At 54.3% G+C, this 20,907-nt stretch carries 17 protein-coding genes and 2 pseudogenes; 13 read left to right on the top strand and 6 right to left on the bottom strand.

The genetic code is table 11. The features are described 5' to 3' along the window. Positions 1-343: 343 nt before the first annotated feature. Positions 344-1,627 (bottom strand): FAD-binding oxidoreductase, encoded by a 1,284-nt coding sequence (locus tag KVQ82_RS27180; protein ID WP_222016845.1) that lies wholly within the window; start codon positions 1,625-1,627, stop codon positions 344-346. Positions 1,628-1,851: 224 nt separating this feature from the next. Continuing rightward, entirely contained in the window at positions 1,852-3,342 is a 1,491-nt protein-coding gene (locus KVQ82_RS27185) for an aldehyde dehydrogenase family protein (RefSeq protein WP_222016849.1), read from the bottom strand. 164 nt (positions 3,343-3,506) lie between these two features. Between KVQ82_RS27185 and KVQ82_RS27190 the strand changes: the two genes are divergently transcribed. The 8 genes and pseudogenes from KVQ82_RS27190 (at position 3,507) to KVQ82_RS27225 (ending at position 13,781) form a co-directional block, all read left to right on the top strand. Next, positions 3,507-4,412, top strand: coding sequence for a LysR family transcriptional regulator (locus tag KVQ82_RS27190; protein ID WP_222016851.1), 906 nt, complete (start codon positions 3,507-3,509; stop codon positions 4,410-4,412). A gap of 200 nt (positions 4,413-4,612) precedes the next feature. After that, positions 4,613-5,836: a nicotinate phosphoribosyltransferase gene (gene pncB / locus KVQ82_RS27195; RefSeq protein WP_041065644.1), complete on the top strand. Its 1,224-nt coding sequence runs from the start codon at positions 4,613-4,615 to the stop codon at positions 5,834-5,836. A gap of 4 nt (positions 5,837-5,840) precedes the next feature. Then, positions 5,841-6,365 (top strand): annotated as a pseudogene (nadE, locus tag KVQ82_RS27200) (NAD(+) synthase); the annotation flags it as partial. 122 nt (positions 6,366-6,487) lie between these two features. Further along, positions 6,488-7,750 (top strand): tyrosine-type recombinase/integrase, encoded by a 1,263-nt coding sequence (locus KVQ82_RS27205; protein WP_222016853.1) that lies wholly within the window; start codon positions 6,488-6,490, stop codon positions 7,748-7,750. 332 nt (positions 7,751-8,082) lie between these two features. Continuing rightward, a complete protein-coding gene (locus KVQ82_RS27210) occupies positions 8,083-10,524 on the top strand; it encodes a tyrosine-type recombinase/integrase (protein WP_222016854.1) in 2,442 nt (813 codons plus the stop codon). Beyond that, positions 10,521-12,650, top strand: a complete 2,130-nt coding sequence (locus KVQ82_RS27215) for a site-specific integrase (RefSeq protein WP_222016856.1) — start codon at positions 10,521-10,523, stop codon at positions 12,648-12,650. The genes KVQ82_RS27210 and KVQ82_RS27215 overlap by 4 nt, the downstream gene beginning before the upstream one ends. After that, on the top strand, positions 12,647-13,147 hold the full coding sequence (locus tag KVQ82_RS27220; protein WP_222016858.1) for a hypothetical protein: 501 nt from the start codon (positions 12,647-12,649) through the stop codon (positions 13,145-13,147). The genes KVQ82_RS27215 and KVQ82_RS27220 overlap by 4 nt, the downstream gene beginning before the upstream one ends. 73 nt (positions 13,148-13,220) lie before the next feature. Continuing rightward, positions 13,221-13,781 (top strand): hypothetical protein, encoded by a 561-nt coding sequence (locus KVQ82_RS27225; protein ID WP_222016860.1) that lies wholly within the window; start codon positions 13,221-13,223, stop codon positions 13,779-13,781. A 33-nt stretch (positions 13,782-13,814) separates the two neighbouring features. Here the strand turns inward: KVQ82_RS27225 and KVQ82_RS27230 are convergent, their stop codons facing one another. The 4 genes from KVQ82_RS27230 to KVQ82_RS27240 all read right to left on the bottom strand — a co-directional run bounded on the left by KVQ82_RS27230 (position 13,815) and on the right by KVQ82_RS27240 (position 17,022). After that, a complete protein-coding gene (locus KVQ82_RS27230; protein ID WP_222016862.1) occupies positions 13,815-15,392 on the bottom strand; it encodes an ATP-dependent endonuclease in 1,578 nt (525 codons plus the stop codon). 215 nt (positions 15,393-15,607) lie between these two features. Next, positions 15,608-15,814 carry a hypothetical protein gene (locus tag KVQ82_RS31720; protein ID WP_260687823.1) on the bottom strand — a complete coding sequence of 69 codons (207 nt, stop codon included), beginning with the start codon at positions 15,812-15,814 and terminating at the stop codon, positions 15,608-15,610. 18 nt (positions 15,815-15,832) lie between these two features. Beyond that, on the bottom strand, positions 15,833-16,240 hold the full coding sequence (locus KVQ82_RS27235; RefSeq protein WP_222016863.1) for a hypothetical protein: 408 nt from the start codon (positions 16,238-16,240) through the stop codon (positions 15,833-15,835). 218 nt (positions 16,241-16,458) lie between these two features. Further along, a complete protein-coding gene (locus KVQ82_RS27240; protein WP_222016866.1) occupies positions 16,459-17,022 on the bottom strand; it encodes a hypothetical protein in 564 nt (187 codons plus the stop codon). A 290-nt stretch (positions 17,023-17,312) separates the two neighbouring features. Here KVQ82_RS27240 and KVQ82_RS27245 point away from each other — a divergent pair, with 290 nt between their 5' ends. From KVQ82_RS27245 to KVQ82_RS27260, 5 genes and pseudogenes are all read left to right on the top strand, one after another. Then, on the top strand, positions 17,313-17,780 hold the full coding sequence (locus KVQ82_RS27245) for a transcriptional regulator (protein WP_222016868.1): 468 nt from the start codon (positions 17,313-17,315) through the stop codon (positions 17,778-17,780). Between the two features lie 147 nt (positions 17,781-17,927). Next, complete coding sequence (locus KVQ82_RS27250) at positions 17,928-18,518, top strand: hypothetical protein (RefSeq protein WP_260687825.1); 591 nt, start codon at positions 17,928-17,930, stop codon at positions 18,516-18,518. 144 nt (positions 18,519-18,662) lie between these two features. After that, positions 18,663-19,271: pseudogene (locus tag KVQ82_RS31725) on the top strand (histidine phosphatase family protein); the annotation flags it as partial. A gap of 754 nt (positions 19,272-20,025) precedes the next feature. Beyond that, positions 20,026-20,235, top strand: coding sequence for a hypothetical protein (locus tag KVQ82_RS31735; protein ID WP_260687826.1), 210 nt, complete (start codon positions 20,026-20,028; stop codon positions 20,233-20,235). Next, entirely contained in the window at positions 20,232-20,723 is a 492-nt protein-coding gene (locus tag KVQ82_RS27260) for a hypothetical protein (protein ID WP_222016870.1), read from the top strand. The genes KVQ82_RS31735 and KVQ82_RS27260 overlap by 4 nt, the downstream gene beginning before the upstream one ends. Positions 20,724-20,907 lie beyond the last annotated feature (184 nt).

Raw genomic sequence — 20,907 nt, forward strand, 5'->3', positions numbered from 1 at the left:
AGTTGGCACTGCGACTTCACTTCACTGAATGCTCTGAGCAAGCGCCGTGCCATCGGTTTTTTATTCTTCAAAAAGTCGCTGCTTTCTTGTTATTTCGACTGTTTCGTTCCCATTTTCATTGGGCGTGCAACCGTCTAAACCGCGGAAGGTGAAACCTTTTTAAATCTCAGGCGCAACCCGCTTGCGCCATCATTGCAACCGCGGCACCAAACGACGTGCAACCAGCCTGTAACAGCTCGCGTCACCGAACTGCACACTGCTGGTGCGGGACTGCTACAACCCGCACCATTACAGGCTAGTCGCTACGCCGAAAAGCGCCGCGTTACGCAACATATTTCAACACTCAGATGACGATGCGCAGGCACTGGCCCGCGTGATACAGCGAGAACCCGGCCTCGTACAGGCAACTGCGCAGGCCGACACCGGCCAGGGGCTGCATCGGTGCGAAGGGGATCGGCAAGGCTTGAGGATTTCCGTTACACAGATAGTCGGCGAAGGCTTTGCCGACCACAGTGCCAGTGGTCACGCCACGACCGTTGTAACCGGTGACGGCCACCAGTCCCGGCGCCGGTTCGAACAGGCGCATCAGGTGATCGGGGGTAAAGGCAATGCGCCCGGTCCAGGTGCATTCCCATTCCACCGGTTTCAGGTTGGGGAAGTAATGCTGCTGCACCCGATCGGCCCAGGCCTTGAGGAACCACGTCGGTTTCTGGTTGCCGTTGCCCAGACTGCCGAGCAACAACCGGTCGTCCTTGTCGCGACGGATACTGCTCAGCACCTGCCGCGTGTCCCACGAGCCCTGCCCGCCGGGGAGAATGTCATGGGCGGCATCTTCGGTCAGCGGCACCGAGGCGACCTGATAGTAGTAACCGGGGAAAAAGTTGCGCTTGAGTTCGGTCCAGTCGCCCTCGGTGTAGGCGTTAGAGGCGATCACCACTTGCTCGGCGAGTACCGAACCGTGCTCGGTCTGCACTGACCATTGCTGGCCCACGCGCTCGAGACGGCTCACCGGCGAATGATCGAACATCTGCCCGCCCAGCCCTTTCACCGCGTTGGCCAGTCCGGTGACATAGGCCATCGGGTTGAGCGTGCCGGCGCGGCGGTCGAGCAGCGCGGCAGCGATCTTTTGCGTGCCGGTGGCTTGCTCGCAGGCCTTGCCGGTGAGCAACTCGACGGGCGCCCCGCGACGCTTCCATTGTTGCTCGCGACTGCGCAGATCCGCTTCGCCCTTGGCGTTGTGCGCCATGTGCAGGGTGCCTTCGCGGCGCAACTGGCAATCGATGTGATATTTATCCACAAGGCTGAACACCAGCGCTGGCGCCGCCCCGAGCATGCGGTTGAGCTGGCTGCCGACCGCTTCGCCGAACCCGGCCTCGATCTCGTCCGGCGGGATCCACATGCCGGCGTTGACCAGCCCGACGTTGCGCCCGGAGCCGCCGTGACCTGCGCGATGCGCTTCCAGCACGCAGACGCTTTTGCCTTTTTCCAACAGATGCAGCGCCGCCGACAACCCGGTAAACCCGGCGCCGATCACGCAGACATCGACTTTGACCTCGCCCCGCAGCGCGGTGTTATCCGGGCGCTGCGGCGTGAGTTTTTCCCACAGACATTCTTCGCGTAACGGCATTGCCAGACTCCAACAGAAACCTGCCAAACACACTGCTGATCCTGTGGGATAAAGCCCTGTGGCGAGGGGATTTATCCCCGATCGGTTGCATAGCAACCGTAAAACCAGTGCATGCGGTGTATCTGAAACTCCGCGATTGCATGTTTTGGGGCCGCTGCGCAGCCCATCGGGGATAAATCCCCTCTCCACAAAAGCCCGCTCCCAGGATCTGCGTCATTCCAAACTCAGTCGAAGGTAATGCCCTGCGCCAGCGGCAACTCCAGCGAGTAGTTCACGGTATTGGTCTGCCGGCGCATGTACGCGCGCCAGGCGTCGGAACCCGACTCACGACCACCACCGGTCTCTTTCTCGCCACCGAATGCGCCGCCGATTTCCGCGCCGCTCGGGCCGATGTTGACGTTGGCGATGCCGCAGTCACTGCCGACCGCCGACATGAACTGCTCGGCCTCGCGCACGTCGGTGGTGAAGATGCACGACGACAGGCCTTGCGGCACCGCGTTGTTCAGGCGTAGCGCTTCCTGGAAGTCGCGGTAGCCGACCACGTAGAGGATCGGCGCAAAGGTTTCGCTGCAGACCACATCGCTCTGCTCCGGCATTTCGACAATGGCCGGCGACACGTAGTAGGCATTCGGGAATTGATCTTCCAGTTGGCGCTTGCCACCGAACACCCGCCCGCCCTCGCTCAGTGCCTGCTCCAGCGCGTCCTGCATATTTTCGTAGCTGTGTTTGTCGATCAGCGGGCCGACCAGATTGCCTTCCAGCGGATGGCCGATGCGCACCTTGGCGTACGCGGCTTTGAGGCGGGTGACGATTTCTTCCTTCACCGATTCATGGGCAATCAGCCGACGCAGGGTGGTGCAACGCTGCCCGGCGGTGCCGACCGCACTGAACAGAATGGCGCGTACAGCCATGTCCAGATCGGCGCTCGGGCCGAGGATCATCGCGTTGTTGCCGCCCAGTTCAAGAATGCTGCGGGCGAAACGCGCGGCGACTTTCGGCGCCACTTCGCGGCCCATGCGGGTGCTGCCGGTGGCGCTGATCAGCGCCACGCGCGGATCATCCACCAGCGCTTCGCCAGCGTCACGGCCACCGATGATCACTTGGCACAAGTGCGCCGGCGCATCGCTGAAATTCTTCACCACACGGTCGAACAGTGCCTCGCAGGCCAGTGCGGTCAGCGGGGTTTTCTCCGACGGTTTCCACACCACCGGGTTGCCGCAGACCAGCGCCAGCGTGGTGTTCCACGCCCACACTGCGACCGGGAAGTTGAACGCACTGATCACGCCGACCACGCCCAGCGGATGCCAGGTTTCACGCATGTGATGGCCCGGGCGCTCGGAGGCGATGGTCAAGCCGTACAGTTGACGCGACAGGCCGACGGCGAAGTCGCAGATGTCGATCATCTCCTGCACTTCACCGAGGCCTTCCTGGGTGATCTTGCCCGCTTCCCACGACACCAGTTCGCCGAGGTCAGCCTTGTATTCGCGCAGCACCTCGCCGAACTGACGCACCAGCTCGCCGCGACGCGGGGCCGGCACCTTGCGCCACTGCTCGAACGCATTATCTGCGCGACTGATGTGCTGCTCGACTTCGGCCGGGCCTTCCCAGTTCACGGCGGCGATGCGGCTGCCGTCGATGGGCGAATGCACCGGCACTTTGCCGTTCTGGTACAGGGCCGGGTTCACACCAAGACGATCAAGCAATGCGGCAACCATGGGTCACTCCTCAAGCGAAAAACTGAATGTGTGCGGCCGAATGTTCACGACCGGGCAGGCCTTTAGTTGTAGCTTCCCGAAGGCAAGGCAACAAACGACCTTTACGCGAGATATCATTCCGTTTATTCATGCTGCGCATAGAAAGACAAGAAAAAGGACCACCCATGCTGAACAAACGCCACCTGCCGTCGATCACCGCGCTGCAGTGCTTCGAGGCCGTGACCCGGCACCTGAGCTTCACCCGGGCCGCCGAAGAACTGAACCTGACCCAGAGCGCCGTCAGCAAACAGGTCGCGCAGCTTGAGGAATTGTTGCAGCACTTGTTGTTCCGCCGAGTGCGTCGGCGTTTGCAGATGACTCCGGCCGGGGATTTGTACCTGGTGGAAGTCCGAAAAATCCTCACTCAGGTGGAAATGTCCACGCATTACCTGCGTTCCTACGGCGGCGAGACCGAAGTCCTGCGCGTTTCTACGTCTTCGACCTTCGGCGCGCGCTGGCTGGTGCCGCGTCTGAAGGGCTGGCGTCTGCGCCATCCGTCGATCCATCTCGACTTGTGCAACGAGCAGGAGGCCGACGATTTGCTACAGGGGCGCAGCGATCTGGCGTTCTATTTCGGCCAAGGCTCACGCCCCGGCACCGAATGCCTGAAGCTGTTCGGCGAAGAGCTGGTGCCGGTCTGTGCGCCAGGCAGCCTGCCGGATCAGCCGTTCACCGACCCGACGCAACTGACCGATCTGGTGCTGCTGCAAAACGCCTCGCGTCCACAGGCCTGGCACGACTGGTTCGACAGTCAGGGTTACCACACCGAACACAGCTATCACGGGCCGCGTTTTGAAACCTTTTATATGTGCATCCGCGCCGCCCAGGTCGGCTGCGGCGTGGCGCTGCTGCCACGGTTTCTGGTGGAAGAAGAATTGGCCGACGGCAAACTGGTCATTCCCTGGCAGCATGCAATGCCCAGCTCCGACGCCTATTACCTGGCCTACCCGGAACATGCGGCGGAAGTGCCGAAGGTGCGCGATTTTGTGAAGTGGATGCTGGAGCAGATCGATAGCCCCGACGACCACTGATTCTCCTGTAGGAGCTGCCGAAGGCTGCGATCTTTTGATCTTGTTTTTCAGGATCAAAAGATCGCAGCCTTCGGCAGCTCCTACATTAAGCAAAATCCGCTACAGGCCAAAAATTGCTGGCAATCCCCACCGCTGATATGCGCCACTAGCGTCATTGATTGATCCCGCGCAGCCGCGCGGTGCACCTGGAGACCCCGTTTATGAGCGAGAGTGTGTTTGCCGATCGCATCGTGCAGAACCTGCTCGACACCGACTTCTACAAACTGACGATGATGCAGGCGGTGCTGCACAACTACCCCAACGTCGAAGTCGAATGGGAGTTTCGTTGCCGTAACAGCGAGGATCTGCGGCCGTATCTGGCCGAGATTCGCTACCAGATCGAGCGTCTGGCCGAGCTGAGCCTGAGCGCCGACCAGTTGAGTTTTCTCGAGCGCATCACCTTCCTCAAGCCGGATTTCCTGCGCTTTCTCGGACTGTTCCGCTTCAACCTGCGCTACCTCCACACCGGCATAGAGAACGGCGAGTTGTTCATTCGTCTGCGCGGCCCGTGGCTGCATGTGATCCTTTACGAAGTGCCGCTGCTGGCGATCGTCAGCGAAGTGCGCAACCGCTATCGCTACCGCGAAATCGAACTGGTGCAGGCGCGGGAACAGCTGTATCGCAAGTTCGACTGGCTCAGCGCCAACGCCTCGGCCGACGAACTGGCGCAATTGCAGGTCGCCGATTTCGGCACCCGTCGGCGTTTTTCGTATCGCGTGCAGGAAGAAGTGGTGAATGTGCTCAAGCACGATTTCCCCGGGCGCTTCGTCGGCACCAGCAACGTGCACTTGTCCCGCGAACTGGACATGAAACCGCTGGGCACCATGGCCCATGAATGGATCATGGCCCACCAGCAACTCGGCCCACGCTTGATCGACAGCCAGATCGCCGCGCTCGACTGCTGGGTGCGCGAGTACCGTGGTTTGCTCGGGATTGCGCTCACCGATTGCATCACCACCGACGCCTTCCTCGGCGACTTCGACCTGTTCTTTGCCAAGCTCTTCGATGGTTTGCGCCACGACTCCGGGGATCCGGTGCAGTGGGGCGAAAAATGCATCGCCCACTACCACAAGCTCGGCATCGACCCGATGAGCAAGACTCTGGTGTTCTCCGACAGCCTGACCCTGCCCAAGTCGCTGGAGATCTTCCGCGCGCTGCACGGGCGGATCAACGTCAGCTTTGGCATCGGCACCAACCTGACCTGTGACATTCCGGGTGTCGAACCGATGAGCATCGTGCTTAAAATGACCGCCTGCAACGGCCAGCCGGTGGCGAAGATCTCCGACGAGCCCGGCAAGACTCACTGTAAAGACCCGAATTTCGTCGCCTATTTGCGACATGTGTTCCAGGTTCCTGCCGTTTCCAGCCTATCTAGCAAGGAGTGAATTCATGCAAGCCGTACAGCGTGAGATTGCTGAACAGCTCAAGGTGCAACCGCCATTCGCCGGGCATCAGGCCCTCGAAGCGGAAGTCGCCCGACGCATCACCTTTATCCAGGATTGCCTGGTCAATTCCGGCCTCAAGACCCTGGTGCTGGGCATCAGCGGCGGTGTCGACTCGCTGACCGCCGGTCTCTTGGCCCAGCGCGCCATGCGTGAGCTGCGCGAGCGCACTGGCGACAACGCCTACAAGTTCATTGCCGTGCGCCTGCCGTACGAAACCCAGTTCGATGAACACGACGCCCAGGCTTCGGTGGACTTCATCGCCCCGGACGAGCGCCACACCGTGAACATCGGCCCGGCGGTGAAGTCGCTGGCCAGTGAAGTGGCGGCGTTCGAAGGCAAACACGCGGTGTCGGTGGATTTCGTGCTCGGCAACACCAAGGCGCGGATGCGCATGGTCGCCCAGTACACCATCGCCGGCGCGGCCCACGGGCTGGTGATCGGTACCGACCACGCGGCGGAAGCGGTGATTTCTACCCCCCTACACTGAAGTGCACAATCACTAGGCGCACTTGCCTCAAGTCCATCCAGAATCTAATCCGTGAGTCATACTCCACACCAAACATCCTGAGTTGATGAGTGGGGCGTCAGATCATGAAAGTGGTTGCTGTACGAGAAAGAGAGCTCGACCTTAGCAATTCAATCCTCGCCAGCGGCCCATACCGTGAGCAGTTCTTAGCTCAGCCAGAGGGCAGTGAACCAAGCGTGAAAGTGACAGGATGCGCGTTGATCGGTAACGATGAACAGCTTCTTCCCTTGGTGTCCTCCTACCTTTGCCGGAACTACAGAAACACCTTACTCGCGGACAAAACCGTTGTGTCCTATGCAAGGCGTATCTCGTACCTGCTAGATGACCAGAGGAGAAAGCCTGAGTACGAGACCACAGTCAGAGACGACCTCCTACTGAGTATCGGATTAGGTAATTTCGAAGTTTACTTGGGTCGTCTGGATGCTGCGGGCCTAGCTCCGAAGACAGTGCAGGGTCGAGATGCTGCTTACCATCATTTGTTCAGCAACCACCTGAGCATCAGCCTTAACGATCAGCCACCTCTCCGGACTGACAATCCTTATGAGCACGGGCCGATTCGCCCTGGCAAGGCACACACAAAAGAAATCGTCCAACCGTGCAGCATGCTTGAGCTTGAACAGTTGATCTTGCATGCACACTCAGAACGAGAAAGGTGCATGCTGCAGTTGATATACGACTCTGGCATTCGAGAGTCTGAGCTGCCTCATATCACGCTTCAGGACATCCGCAATGCACTTGAGTACCAGAAGCTCCAGTATGTTTCCGCTGACAGTAATATCCCGGTGAATGCGGATTACAGTCCGTTGCATGTCTTGGGAAGCAAGGGTAGAAAAAATGCAAAAAAACCTAGGATAACACTCGTCAGTAGGACAACCCTGGAGCGCATCGAGAACTATCACAGAACACCGCTCTACCACCGACATAGCCAGCGGATAAGAGACCCAAGTAAGACGCCTGCGTTTTTCAATTCACATGGGAAGCCCTATACCACCAAGAGCGTTGAAAAGCTTTTTGAGCGTGTAAGCAAGCGGGCCCAGAAGGCTGGGAAGACCAAGCGAAAGATCTCGGCGCACAAATTTCGTCATGGCTCGGCGTATCTCCTCCTCACAAGCCCAGATCTGGGAAAGGATTATTTCGAGCGCCTCGGAATGCTTTCGATAGGGCATGGTCACAGCCACTCCACGACATCTGAGGGCTACACCCAGATCCCTCATGACATCTACCAAAAGCTCTGCAAGCCTGACTCACTCATCAAGACCAAATGCGGAGAAATGCAGGTACTGCGCGAGCGGACGACCAAACGAATCAAAACCGGTGATAGAAAGTGATATCTCAGACCACACCCGCCAGTACAGTTTTCCACGCTGAACGGATCACTTGAACAAACCAGCGACCTTGCCGTAGTCCCTGACTTTCGTCCGTAAAAACTCCCCAGTAATTTCTGACGCAGCTGGGCACGACATAACGACGAAAAAGCCTGATGGGACAACGGCTTAGCTTAAGGGTATGCCGACAGCATACTCTTAACCCATTGATTTACATGGTTTTTTTACTTTAATCTGCTTGACCACCGCTTCGCTATGGTGTTCATTTCTGGCTACCAACCGGGAGGAACCCTCATGCTGCTCTGTGCTCACCTGTACGCCCAAAGAAGCCAAAAATGAGCACTACTCATCATTCGCCCGATGAGCTAGCAGCGGCTCATGCTCACACCGAAGCCGAGCTCCCCAGCCAAGCCAGACGCCCGAAGCGTTTGAAATCCGAAGTCACTGTGGCGATTCAGACTTGGGCCACAAGGATCAAAAGCAGCCGCCAATCTCTCTTGAACGTGCAGCTTTCTCAAAGGGGAAAGCTGAGACCGGCTTACACGTATCTCTTAAAAGAGTTGGAAACGAGCGGCAACACCTTCAACACTAGGGAAGACATCCTCGACTCAATCATCCAGCGAATGATCGAGGAAAAGATCGTGATCCCCGACCACCCCTCAATTGCGAATGAGTGGCGCCGCAAACTTCTCTGCTGGTACGAAAACCTAAGTGAGACAGAGAAGCGAAACATCCCAAGGTTCGGCAATACCATCTCGTCGAAAGCCAGCCTTTACCAGGTTGACGGCATGAAAAACCTGAAACAGGCTCGCGCCAATTTCTCCATCGTTGAACAAACCTTCCAAGAGATCCTCCTCGACCTGACGAACCTTGGCGTAATCAATGCTGATTACAAGAACTGCAAAGAGCGAGCGGCTGAAGCTGGGCAGAAAAAACAAGAAGCAACGCCAAAAGACTCTATTACCAAGGCGCTCTCTAAGCTAAGGCTGGTCGGGCTCTCGAAGTTCGAAGATCTGGCGGAAGACTCTGGTCGCCCCTTCAGCAAGCTCCTGCATATGTTCGCCGCCGCGTCGATGAAGTCGAAATCCTCATCCGGCCAGCAAAACTACAGTGACGCCTTCCGGCAGATGTCCATGCATTTGACCGAGGTAGGATTCGAGGGAGGTGAGGATCCTCGGGAATACGTCACGGCCCACTACTTAACGCGACTCAGGAAGTACCTTGTCGACCAAATGGAATCGGGCACCCTAACGTCGAATTATGCTAATGGGGTTTTGTCGGCAGTCCGCTCAATGTTAAAGCGCACAGTGAAGATTCGAGGCTTTGGCCTTTCATCTTTTATTGATGTGCAGGGGTTCGACACCGGTCGGGAAACTGATATGTATCGCCCTTACCCTAAGTTTGCGAGAACGGCGATCCAGCAAGCCTGTGACATGGAGAGGCAAAAGACCAATGAGCTGGCGAAGAACTACGTCTCGTTTCATGGAGGCAGTGATCCGTTGGACGAGAATGGGCACCTTGTCAAAGGGATGGCCACCTTGGAAAACGCTCGTTGGATCTTCGAGAACAAGCTCAACTGCAGACCGACCAGCGAGTGGTCAGCTGATTCGGAGAACAAGTACGAACAGGGTTTCACACGATTAGTGAGGATCGGCGGCCTCGGGGTTACTGAGACGTATGCCAAGTGGGGGGTAATCTATCAGGTAACATCTAGGACGATTGCCCCTTATATCACTCGGCTGGCACAGGTTACAGGACTCAACGCTGACTCCCTCAAAAGCCTGGATGTTGATGACTTCGTCGAGAGCCACGAACTGACTCAACGCCCTTATCTTCGTTACTGGAAAGAGCGGTCAGGTGGAGGAAAGGTTCTTCACCTTGATCTCATGTACGCGGACTGGACGTGGCTAACGCGGGCACAAAGCATTGAGGTCAGGAAGATCTTCAGCGAGGTCGTTTATCTGACTCGCCACATTCGAGAACTCGCCGAAGGCGCTGTCAAAGAAAGACTGTTCATTTACGAGTCCCAGAAACAAAGCGAATTCAGGAAGGTGAAGTCGTTCGAAAACTCCACACTTATCAACAATGTGATGAACCAGTTTGCCAGGGATCACAACCTCAAAACTGAGGGAGGTGAGGATCTGAATATCTCGGCTTCTCGACTCCGGCCCAGTCTTGTAGCGGATCTTGTTGAGCAGGGCGTCTCAATCAGGGAAATCCAAGTGATTCTTGGTCACGGATCCCACAAAACCACTATCAATTATCTCGATAAGTTGGAATTCAACAAGACGGCTCGAGAGGTCAACTCCAAAGCTCTTACCGAGATTCACAAAGGTACGATCATCCAGGATGCTAAATCGGCGACCAAGCACAAGCCAAGTACCCCAGGTACAAGTTCGTCACCGGTGATCATTAAGACAGGCTTGGTCAGTTGCAGGGACGCCCTAAATCCTCCTGATGAAATCACAAAGCTGCCGAGCTACAAAAAAGGCAGTAAGTGCTCGCTGCTGAACAAGTGCTTGTCATGCAGCAACTCCATCATCACCGTATCCAACCTGCCAGACCTCTTTGCGATGCAGTGGGACTACATTTCGATTATGTCCACCAGCAATGTCGCAGAAACACCATACGGCACTGTCATCCGTGAAAACCTGGAGGTACTGAACAGCATCCTCACGCCTTCCGAGCATGGGTTCACGGCGGAACAGCTGGAGGAGGCGCGCCGGTTGGCAGAGCACATCGTCACTAACCCGATGATTGAGGCAGTGTCCCTGTGATTCTTGGATTCGATACGCTCATTTACAAAATCAAAGCGGTGCGTGAGCGGTTCTTGGGCTATTTAGGCAATGAGCTCATTGTGGTTACCTCTCATTCCAACAATGGAGTGAACGCACTTGAGTTGCTCGCCGCACTGATGAACCTTCCTGCCAGCAAGTTGAGCCTCGTGAAGCATACGATCTGGGACTTCAACGGTGAATCACATGTCTTAGCAAGGGATATACAGGGCTCAAAATCCCGGATCGATTTCGGAATCTATGAGAGTCTGAACAGCACAATTCTTTTCGAACTGAAGGTCGCTATCCTTTGCGTGTTGGAGATCCCTGGAGCTCTTCGCCATACCAAGAAGCCTAGAAGCTACAAACCCCATACCGTGCTGGATATCTTCAAGTCTGTGATCCCGTTTATCAATCAGATGTGCGCACGCAAGCGATTGGAGCATGGGGATCGCTTCTTCGAAGGATCGCATTTCAGCCTCGCAGACTTTACCGAACACGATTACCGGACTGAGGCTGAAGTCTTCGACCGAGCATTCCGGGGAGTGATGCTCACTGGTTTCCAGGTTCTTAGGTCTCACTTCCTTGTCGAAAATCTTTTTCCAAGGCCGTTGGTGTACGTCGATCTGGAGAATCTTGGGTGGAAGCAAAACAGCGTCAAAAATAAACAAACCCGTACCAGGAGCAAATGGTTCAGCAACAAAATTTTCGAGAAGAGCTCCCGAGAAGGTTCTTTCGCAGTTGTAGATTTCCTTAAAGCGCTGAAAGAGGACATCTCGGATCAGGATACGCTGAGCCGGCTCGAGATAATGGGCTATGACCAGGCTAAGAAAGCCAAGATCACGCGGAGAAATTACGACATTTATGTGGCGATACGCCTGACCTCGCGCGGTTATACAGGACTCGAAGTGGAGCCTTACTTGTATAACCTAGAGCCTGTTTTTTGGTCGCCTCAAAACCTTGGCATGCTCAAGGACAAAGAAGCGCTGTGTAAATTGACTCGCGCCCCGATGGACAACGACCTGTATGAGTACCTGACACACATCAGCAACAGCGCAAGCTACATCATCGGTCAGTACACCGGTATGAGGCCGTCCGAGCTTTCCGGCTGCTTGATTGATGACTGTCTGACGGTCGACGAATTTGGACACGAGCTCATCACCAGCAGGGTCATCAAAAATCGAGAGGCCGTCAGGAAACTCTTCGACGATATGTGGGTTGCAATTCCAATCGTCAAGGACGCGGTAAAGGCACTACAGATCTTGAACCGGTTCAAGCAGAATCCATACCTCTTCTCGAACATGAATACCATCAAGCCGGGCATGCAGCATGAGGCGAATTCGCTGAGCGGGTCTGGTCTAGGTCATCAGCTTTGCGCATTTTTGTCTAAAACCTTGACCGTCGAAGAGTATGACGAGATCGAAGTGTCTCCATACACGCTCAGACATTCGTTAGCGAACCAGATGCTCAGGGCTGCCGTGGGCCTGCCGTTCATGTCCTATCAGCTCAAACACTTTGGTCACCATGCCAGCACCATCGGCCAAGATGTGCGCTGGAATCAGTTAGGCACCGTCACGATTGACTATGGCGGTATTGGTGAGGCTCTTACGTCAGGTGGTGGCCCAGATGCTCCTGGTCGAGTGCATGCCGAGACGGAATTCATCATGAACTCCCTGAATCCCGCCGGGGGTTATGCAGGCGAGAACGCTCCCGCGCATCGTGCTCGGCTTGAAAACTATTTTAAAGGTTATCTCGAGGCCGGTTATTCGAACAAAGAAATCTTTGAGCGAATGGCTGAGCTGAATTTCGCGGTAATCAATGTGGGCCAAGGCTATTGCTATGGCAACGCAACGGAGTTGGACGATCCCTCAATTCCTTGCATCGGTTCACTGCGCTGTAACCCCAACCGATGCAAGAATGCCGTGGTAACTGAAGCTAATGCGCCAAAGTGGCAAGAAATCTACGTCCAAAATACCTTAGCACTCAGGAGGTATGAGACAGATCCTGCAGCAGCTTATGCGGAGCTGCGAGACTCAGCTGACGCTTCCTTGTCCATCGAACAAATGAAGCTCGCTATTTCAGAGGCCAAAGGGGTGCTCCATCAACTTGGCATCGAGATGTCAGTGTGAGCAGCGCCTACGACTCCAAGAATGAGGAAAACTTTGAGGCGGGCAGTCGTGCGATTGATGCAGCGCTAGAAAAAATATCAAAGGATCCGTCCATTTCGGCCACCATAACCCAGTTGGCCAAGCTAGCAGGCGTGCATCGGAACACCCTCTACTTCCGTCAGTGGCCGAAAGCTCGAATCGAAGAGATCAAGACGAAGCGTGCCCAGCAGAAGAAAGACCACGCTGCAGCAAAAGCAGCATCTGGCTCCCCCGAGGAGCAGCTGGAGCGTAGCAGGCTAGAAATCATCTACTGGTTTACTCAGCTTCAAGATGCGAGGGCTGACAACGCTTCGCACGCGAGGACGATCAAGCAGACAGCAGCGGCACGTGATTACTACAAGGAAGAGAATCAGATACTGCTTCGTAAAATCAACGAGCTGCGCCTTGAAAATCAGCAGCTACATAATATGGTCGATGTATTGGAGCAGGAAATTGCCAGCGGACTACGACAGTCCTAATAGATAGCTCAAAGTATTTCCCCCGGTTACTACGACCCTCTAATTCAGTATTTCTGTACGATTGAGACAGCAGATGCTCCTATTGAATCTCCTCGCAAAGCTGTGGCGCTTTATCAACAACGACCGTCGCCCTGACTGGGAGAAAGCGCGAGAACGCGAGTTCATCCTGGCAGCGAACAGCTTGAAGACCCTTTCGGTCACCGACCGGGGCGGCATGTCCATCGATCCCGAAGAGCTCCGCGAACATATAACCGCCTCACGTGAGCAGTTGAAGCACCTTGTCCACACAACAGGAGCGCCTAGGAGACCTTTCGAGGCAGCGACAGACCTCCTGGTGGAACAGGAATCGAGTCCCTCCGCAGAGACTCCAGTGAGTGCCATGGACTGTATCGAGGTGGTGGCTTGGCGTCGGTTGCACAGTGGCGGTGCAGTGCGTTATCTGTGCCTCCAGTCTACGAGTACGGGGCGATTCGCTGTCGCGACCGCAAGCCTGTTCTCGGACGGCACGCAAAGTATCCCAACTTGGATCGAAGCCAACACCGCCAAGCACGTCGCCAATGCCATACAGAACGATCATCTCCGCTGGTTGGCTACTGTGAGCGAGGCGATGGACGCTTGGGATGCAAACCTTTGATTGCCTTGAGGCGAGACTTACCGACGCTTGGGCCTACAACTGCCATGCCTCAATAGTGTTGAAAAGTCTTTCAATCTGAGTTGGCAAGTCGGTTTGTGGGTCATAGCTATAGTTGAAAGTGCTACCTCCGGCTACGAACTTGTCCGCGATTGTAACTTTTGAATAAGTAGTAATTTGCTTTAGTCTAGCGCCGAAAATTCGATAATGCTTGTCTCGAAAAGCTGCTGGCAAATAACTTTCAATCGTATAGCCATCAGTCACCCAGCAATATCCTGTCTTCGATTCATGTTCAGCAATGTCTGCCCAAACCTGATATTTCACGCAGTTTTGGTTAATGCATTCATCAGCGCCGTCAGCTGCGCGCTGAAAGTCTAGATCTCGATCCATAACTACTATGGAGTTCCTGTTTATACTGAACATGTCAATTAATCCTGGCGTAGCATTTGATGTGAAATGGCCGAGCATAGAGCCGCCGTAAAAAACGAAGGAGAAATCAAGATTCTCCATGGGCATGGATTTACCATGCGTCGAGCACCAGAGCGAAAGCCAGTGCAAAATGTAGATTCGATCAGACGCCCCTTCGACCCATATCACTCCGTTGGCTTGGAAAACATCGCTTGGTTTTATGCCGAGCCCTGACAGAGCCCTTGCAGGTGATGTTAATTCTGATAATGCGTAACCATTGACTTCAAATAGCTTTGTGCCTGGTACAGACCAGCTTGATATGTCTAGAAGCACAGAAGAGTGCGTAGAGATGAAAAGCTGAAGGTTCTTGCGGGTGACGATTTCAGAAACTCTAGCCATCATGAGTCTCTGAAGCGTTGGATGCAGGTGGACTTCAGGCTCCTCGATGACACATATCTGGTCATCCTTAACAGAGTTCAGCCATCCTATTAGCCCAGCAAACGCCCGCCATCCAGACGGCAGCATCTTTAATGGGATATGGTTGTACTGACCTAAATCATCGTTGAGGTAGACACCTAACGTATTCTTATCAAGAAAGCTAATTGGGTTGGCATGCTTGTAGGCGTCATCTGCATTTGGAGGCCTTTTATAGTCTACTTGGTCGGGCTGCAATGGGTGCGGCGCGAGTCCCACTAGATGCTTGCCATCATTATTGAGCGCATTGATGATTTTGTTAATACAAACTCCGCGCTCGTCGTGTGATGAGCGAAAACTAATTATTGCTTCTAGTTTATCCAAAACCTTTAAAAGTTCTTTAGGAGGTTTCGACGATTTACTGTAAATACTTCCCTTGAATAAGTGTCCGTCTTCTCGTGTGGTAACGGCTATGTATGTGCCAAATTCATCAATATCTAGCTTGTTGAATACTGAAGCTACCCAAGTTCCATTGTCAAAGTAGATGATGGAAGCCGCCACGGTAGTGGATCGCATGTTTTCACGAGCAATCGTTTTTATAATCTCAACATCCTTGAGTGCGCGCACCATATCTAGCACAGTTGACTTACCGCCGCCGTTGGGGCCGACGAAAATATTAACCTTTGACGCTTTGACTTGAGGAACATCACGCGGATTGAGGGAGTTGGTCTGCATGATGTTATTGAGGCAGAGTGTTCGAAGCCCCAACAGACCAAAACTTTTAATATGCAAGATTGTATTCCTTTACTGATTGATTTTGATAGGCGCACTCATTAGGCATCTTCTGAAAATGAGCTCCCGAGCGGTGCAGGCGTCACGCTCGTATTGTACCTAGAGAGACGGAAGGAGAGGTGCTTGCAGGAGTTGTAGTCGCCGGCACCGGCAGCTTTCACACTGGTGGGCTATCCGCGATATACAGGAAGAAACAGTACGGGCTGTGGTGAGGTTTACTGAAACCAAGGCCCCCAGGTCAGCGGGTTCTCAACGATGTCGATTGAGGTGCTGAGCTCGTCCTGAATGTGTTCAAAAACTCTGTCGAGACTTGGATGAACTTTCGACTCTCGCAGGGCAGTCACTACTTCCAGTAGCTCCCGGCCTTGGGCTACATGCATTTGGATATCGCAATACACGGTGTCATCGCTGTCTCGTTCCACGTCTACTCTCCGTTTGCATCAATCCAACTTGGCCTTACTGCATGCAGCTCTGTGTGCATCGAGGTGCTGCATCTCTGATTCCCAACAAGCCAGGAATTTATCCCAGTCTGAGGCATATGGCCCATCAAGCAACCTGGTCGAGCCGATACTTGCTTGATTGAAGCGCTCCCTCCATGGCTGCGGGATAGTCTGCTCCAAAATGATGTCGATTCCGGAGCTATGACGCATCACCGAGACAGAGTTACGAACCTCAATGAGGTCGAGTGGCTTATCGCTACAGGGGGTGTCGTTTCGCTCTTGGTCGTCGAGATCGTCGAGGATGGCAAGGAGGTCTGATGCAGTGGGATCGCCAGGACGGAGGCTGCCAAGCGCCCACAAAGTCCTTCGCCTAGCCCCCTCAAGCTGACGGAGTTCATCGTGGGTCATTCAGCCGCATCCTTGTTGAATTGATATCGGGCAGTAGCTATGGCGTGCCGCCTGCGGCGGATGGCTGGCGTGAACCGAGCCGTGGCAAGCCACGGCTCGGCCCTACGGGCTTTCATCCAGCACGCCTGCGCGCTCCGCTTGCGCTGCTCTAAGGTTGATTACCTCAGTGCATATCTCGGGGTCTCAACGGCCGCGCACCTATCGTCAAACTTAAAGAACTATGACTTGTGAAACTTACTGAATCGACTCGATAGTACGGCGGGAGTAATTGTTTCCCACGCTTCAGGATTAGATGTCTTACTGAACATAACCCAAGCTCGCCAGAGAAAAAATAAGCCGGCTAAAGTTGCCTCGATTAAGGCGAAAACCGTAGTGGTATGCATCATTGCTCCAGGATTATATTCACTGCTGAACCCAACTACCAGAGCAAGTGAAGCCGCCCACCCTACGACGAACATCATACAAAACGCCAAGCAGGCATAGAATGCGAGCAGCGCTGGAACTCCAAGCCTCATGTTAGTGGCAAACACCCTTTCCCCACCCTCGGGTTTCATTCCGTACAAAAACCCTTCATTCTTTTCTTTTTTCCGACTATTCTTGAAAAACCCATACAAAGTTACGTTCTTGTTAGTTTCTAGCTCTTCATAAAGTTTGCCAGGCACTACCAGGTTTGGAATAACTTCCCCATCTATTTTTAGCGTCACTTTGTAACCACCCCTCATGGGCCTGACGAAGCTTACGTTATCAACCTTTCCAGAAAACTTTACGCACTCAAATTTCATTAGTACCGGATCCCTGCATTCAATAAAAAATAACGTCTCATCCTCAAAGCGGTTGCGTCAGACCACCTGACGACCTGCGCCTCCAACACGTTATCGCTGCGCAGCGTGGCGAGATCTCCGCTCACCAAGGCTTGAGTCTCTCCTCTGTCACCAGACCACTGCTGCTAACGCCGTCGCCTAGCGGTCGTATGCCTGGCCCAAGCTGATCGCATGTCACGATAATATCACCATGATCTGTTTATCGGAACGCACTACCCGTGGCTTTATCCTCGCTTTTGGGGATCCGACTCATGAATCTGAAGGAAGCGCTGGCGGGGGCATTACGCGGATCCCGTGCACACCAAGGGTTGAGTTACGAGGATCTCGCAGGGGCAACGCACCGGACGAATGTAGGGAAGCTTGAGCAGGCCAGGACGACGCCGACGCTGGAGAAACTGGACGAGATCGCTGACTACTTGGGCCTCGACCTTTTGACGGTAGTCACTCTCGCCATTGCGGCTCGGGGTGGCGAACTCCCTTCGGAAACTTTGCGACGTACTGCCTTGCGAATCAGGGAATTCGAGATGTCCGGAGGGTGGCAGTTAGTAGAGGAGCAATTCAGTGATGGAAAGCTCATCAAGCGCTCTCAGGGCAAGCCTAAGCGTCCTCTCAATGCGGACACCATAAGAGCTCTCAAGGCTGCGGGGATGGATAAGAAATTAATCGCGGAGAAGCTTGGCGTGGCCAGGAGCACAGTCCAAAAATATTGGAATACCTGAGCCAAGCTGAGCTGGATTCATGCACTCCGGTATGGCCGAGCCACGGCTGAACAGTTACGGTAGGAGATGTAACGCTGAATCAATATCAAAATCTCTCGATGTCTGACACGGCGAAAGGCCATGCCCCCAGGCCAGAAGGAAGCTCGCATGGACGACGCAGCAAGGTTTATTTTTTACGAGAAAATCTATTTCTATGAGCTAGAGCGTAAAGAAAAGCTCATTTCTAGGCTGAATCTTCCCCTTGCTATCCTAGGCGTACTGCTCTCATTTCTGTCCTATATGCTGGGCAAAGCACCGAGTTCGGAGGATGGCTTTGCAGGCGTTTCATTTTGGATTTTTTACCTGTCTGCCGTCTTTTGTCTGCTTTGTGGAGCATATTACTTTCGCTCGTCATGGCAACTGCGCGACTTCGACAGAGGGCTTCCAACCTTGTCTGAGCTGGAAAGGTATCGAGCTGATGCTACGGCTCATTTTGCGGTTCACGGTGAAAATGACGATGACGCGGAAACCTACTTCAAGACGATCATTTTGAGCTATTACATTGAAGGCGCGACCGTTAACACGGTGAACAACGATAAACGTGGTGCAAAACTTGTTTCCTTATCAAATTACGTAACCCTCACCATGATTCTCTCGGTGCTGTCGTTCGTCCCGTTCTACACCCACCAGCAGGAGCTAAACCAGCATGAGCAATCAAAAGCCGCCTCCGCCACCGCCCCCTCCAATGCGCTTCGTTAAAGATCACGGAAAAGACCTTCCGAAATCTCCACCGCCGCCTCCGCCGCCAAAAAAATGATTTACGGGGCACAGGTTTTAACAGCCTGTTGCCCCTTTGCCAATTGAGCAGAAACGAATGTCAAAATCTGACCGAGTCTCCGATTGATGAAGAATGTCAGGCTGATACGACATGGAGAGAGCGCTGCGAATGCAGGGCAAGCCACTTTAGATCACGCGACCATTCCTCTCACTCCGAAAGGATTTGAGCAAGCGCACTTGGTGGCACTGTCGTTCAACCATGCACCGGCTCTGATTGTTGCCTCGTCTTTCACCCGAGCGCATTCGACCGCTATGGCGACCGCTGCGGCTTTCCCTCATTCCCCATTTGAAACTTGGCCCATTCAAGAATTCACTTACCTTGAACCCGCGCGGTGCACTAGCACAACCGTCGCTGATCGGCACGAATGGGTGGAGGCGTATTGGGCCAAAGCAGATCCTGGTTTCACGGATGGTGAAGGCGCTGAGTCATTTCTAGATTTCATAGCTAGAGCTCAGTCTTTCCTGGAGCGCCTTGCTGAACATCCCGCCCGAGACATCGTAGCGTTTTCGCATGGTCAGGTTATCAACGCTATAGCCTGGCTTATTGAGCGCATGCCGCTCGGCATTGATAGCGAAGCTATGATGGACTGGCGTGAGTATGAGATCGCAAACCACGTGCCCAATTGTGGTGGGTGCCTGCTTTCGAAAGATCTGGACGAAGCCGGGTGGAGAGTAAGCCGGTCAGCCACTGAGGAGCCACAAATGGATGCCACTTGGCGCGTACCGGGCAGAGCCTACCAAGCAGTTCGCGATCCCGAGCGTTTGCTCATTGAAGAGCGCGCCGAAGCTCTCTCAGCTGCAGGCTATCCGCTGCCAGATGATGATCCGGCTATGTACGCTGAGCAAAGGCTGAAAGAGGCCAGAGCGGCAGCTCGTTCATCCCAGGTAGGTAGCGTTAGCGAAAACACTGCGGCTGAGCTCTTCGCAAGAGAGGTATCCCAGGTGCTAAGGGAGGCAATTTTCGGTCGAACCGTCATGAGTAAGGTGGGTCATGAATCGTGGGACGAGATCTATGCCGGCCACTTCCAGATCAATGTAGACGGTTGGGAGATATCGATTTACAACGACTGTGATCAGCTCGACTACTGCGAACAATGCGTCAGTCCAGATGGGCGACACTGGTCGTTTGACTCCGGGGATCGCTTTGGCACTGATCCAGTTGCACTGCTCAGCACATGGGAACATCAGACACTTGAGCGGATGTTGAAGGAGTTGTAAGTCCGAATTACCGTATCGTTGCGTGTCCCTGAAGGAACGGCTGTCGTGAACCAAGCCTTGTCGTAAACGCCAGCGTCTTGGCCCTGTGGGCTTCCATCCTCACGCCTTCGGCTGTCGCCTGCGCGCTCCGCTTGCTTTGATCATTCTTGAGTGGATAACGCGATGCTTTTGCTCCTGTTATTCTGCCGACTCTGACCATGGAGGTGATCAAGTGCAGAGTGAATACTCGCTATCAGATGTGCTGGAAAGGATGTACCAAAATCAGCTCGCCCTTGAGGCTGCTCTCATGGAGTTGACCCTCCACGTCGAAGCTCACGGTCATGCAGATGTAGGAGATAACGTCCGTGGAGCGCTCGAGACAATCGGCGAGAACGCGGGCCACATAAAACAGGGCCTGGCGCGTCTCAGCAAGTTCCCATGAGGCAGCCGCTTTTCGATTTTGATCTCAAACGCGTCTCACGCGGGCACTACATAACCGGGAAAGCCGCAATCAATTTTCCGCACGCTGGGAGCACAACTGGTGGGTGGCATTTTCTGTCGTACTTCGACCGAGAATCCGGCGTGGCCAAGGTGTCGCTTGCAGGCATCCATTATCCAGATACCACCGACTTTTTTGGCGAGATAGGGATCGTCGAGGTCACTGAGCAACTGGCCAAATGCGGTTGGTCTTTAGAAGGTCGACAGCTTTACATGGCAGATCACTACCGAGCGACAGCCGACATGATTGTGAGGTGGGCACTGAGTAAGTCCGAGCACTGTAATGTTGAAGTGGATGAGTGGTTTCCATCCTTTTCCGATAAGCAACTATTGCTCAATCTCGTAGCTACTGGGAAGTCAAAGCTTCAAGAGGTGGGTAGGCTGGAGAAGATGGAGGTTTGGCTCCGGTCGCAGCAACGTCAGTGGAGATGAGCCCGATAGCTGGAGGGCTAGGGGCGCGAGTTAAACCTCTCACGCATTGTGTGCGCTTGACCAATAGCCTTCCTCCTTCCTCCTTCCTCCTTCCTCCTTCCTCGCTACCTCCCTGATATTCGGTTAAAGGGTAGTGCCTATACCTTGAGCTACTACTTCCTCTAGTTTAGGATGATTCTACATC

This window comes from Pseudomonas sp. AO-1, assembly GCF_019775695.1.
GTDB classification, from domain to species: Bacteria; Pseudomonadota; Gammaproteobacteria; order Pseudomonadales; family Pseudomonadaceae; genus Aquipseudomonas; species Aquipseudomonas parakoreensis.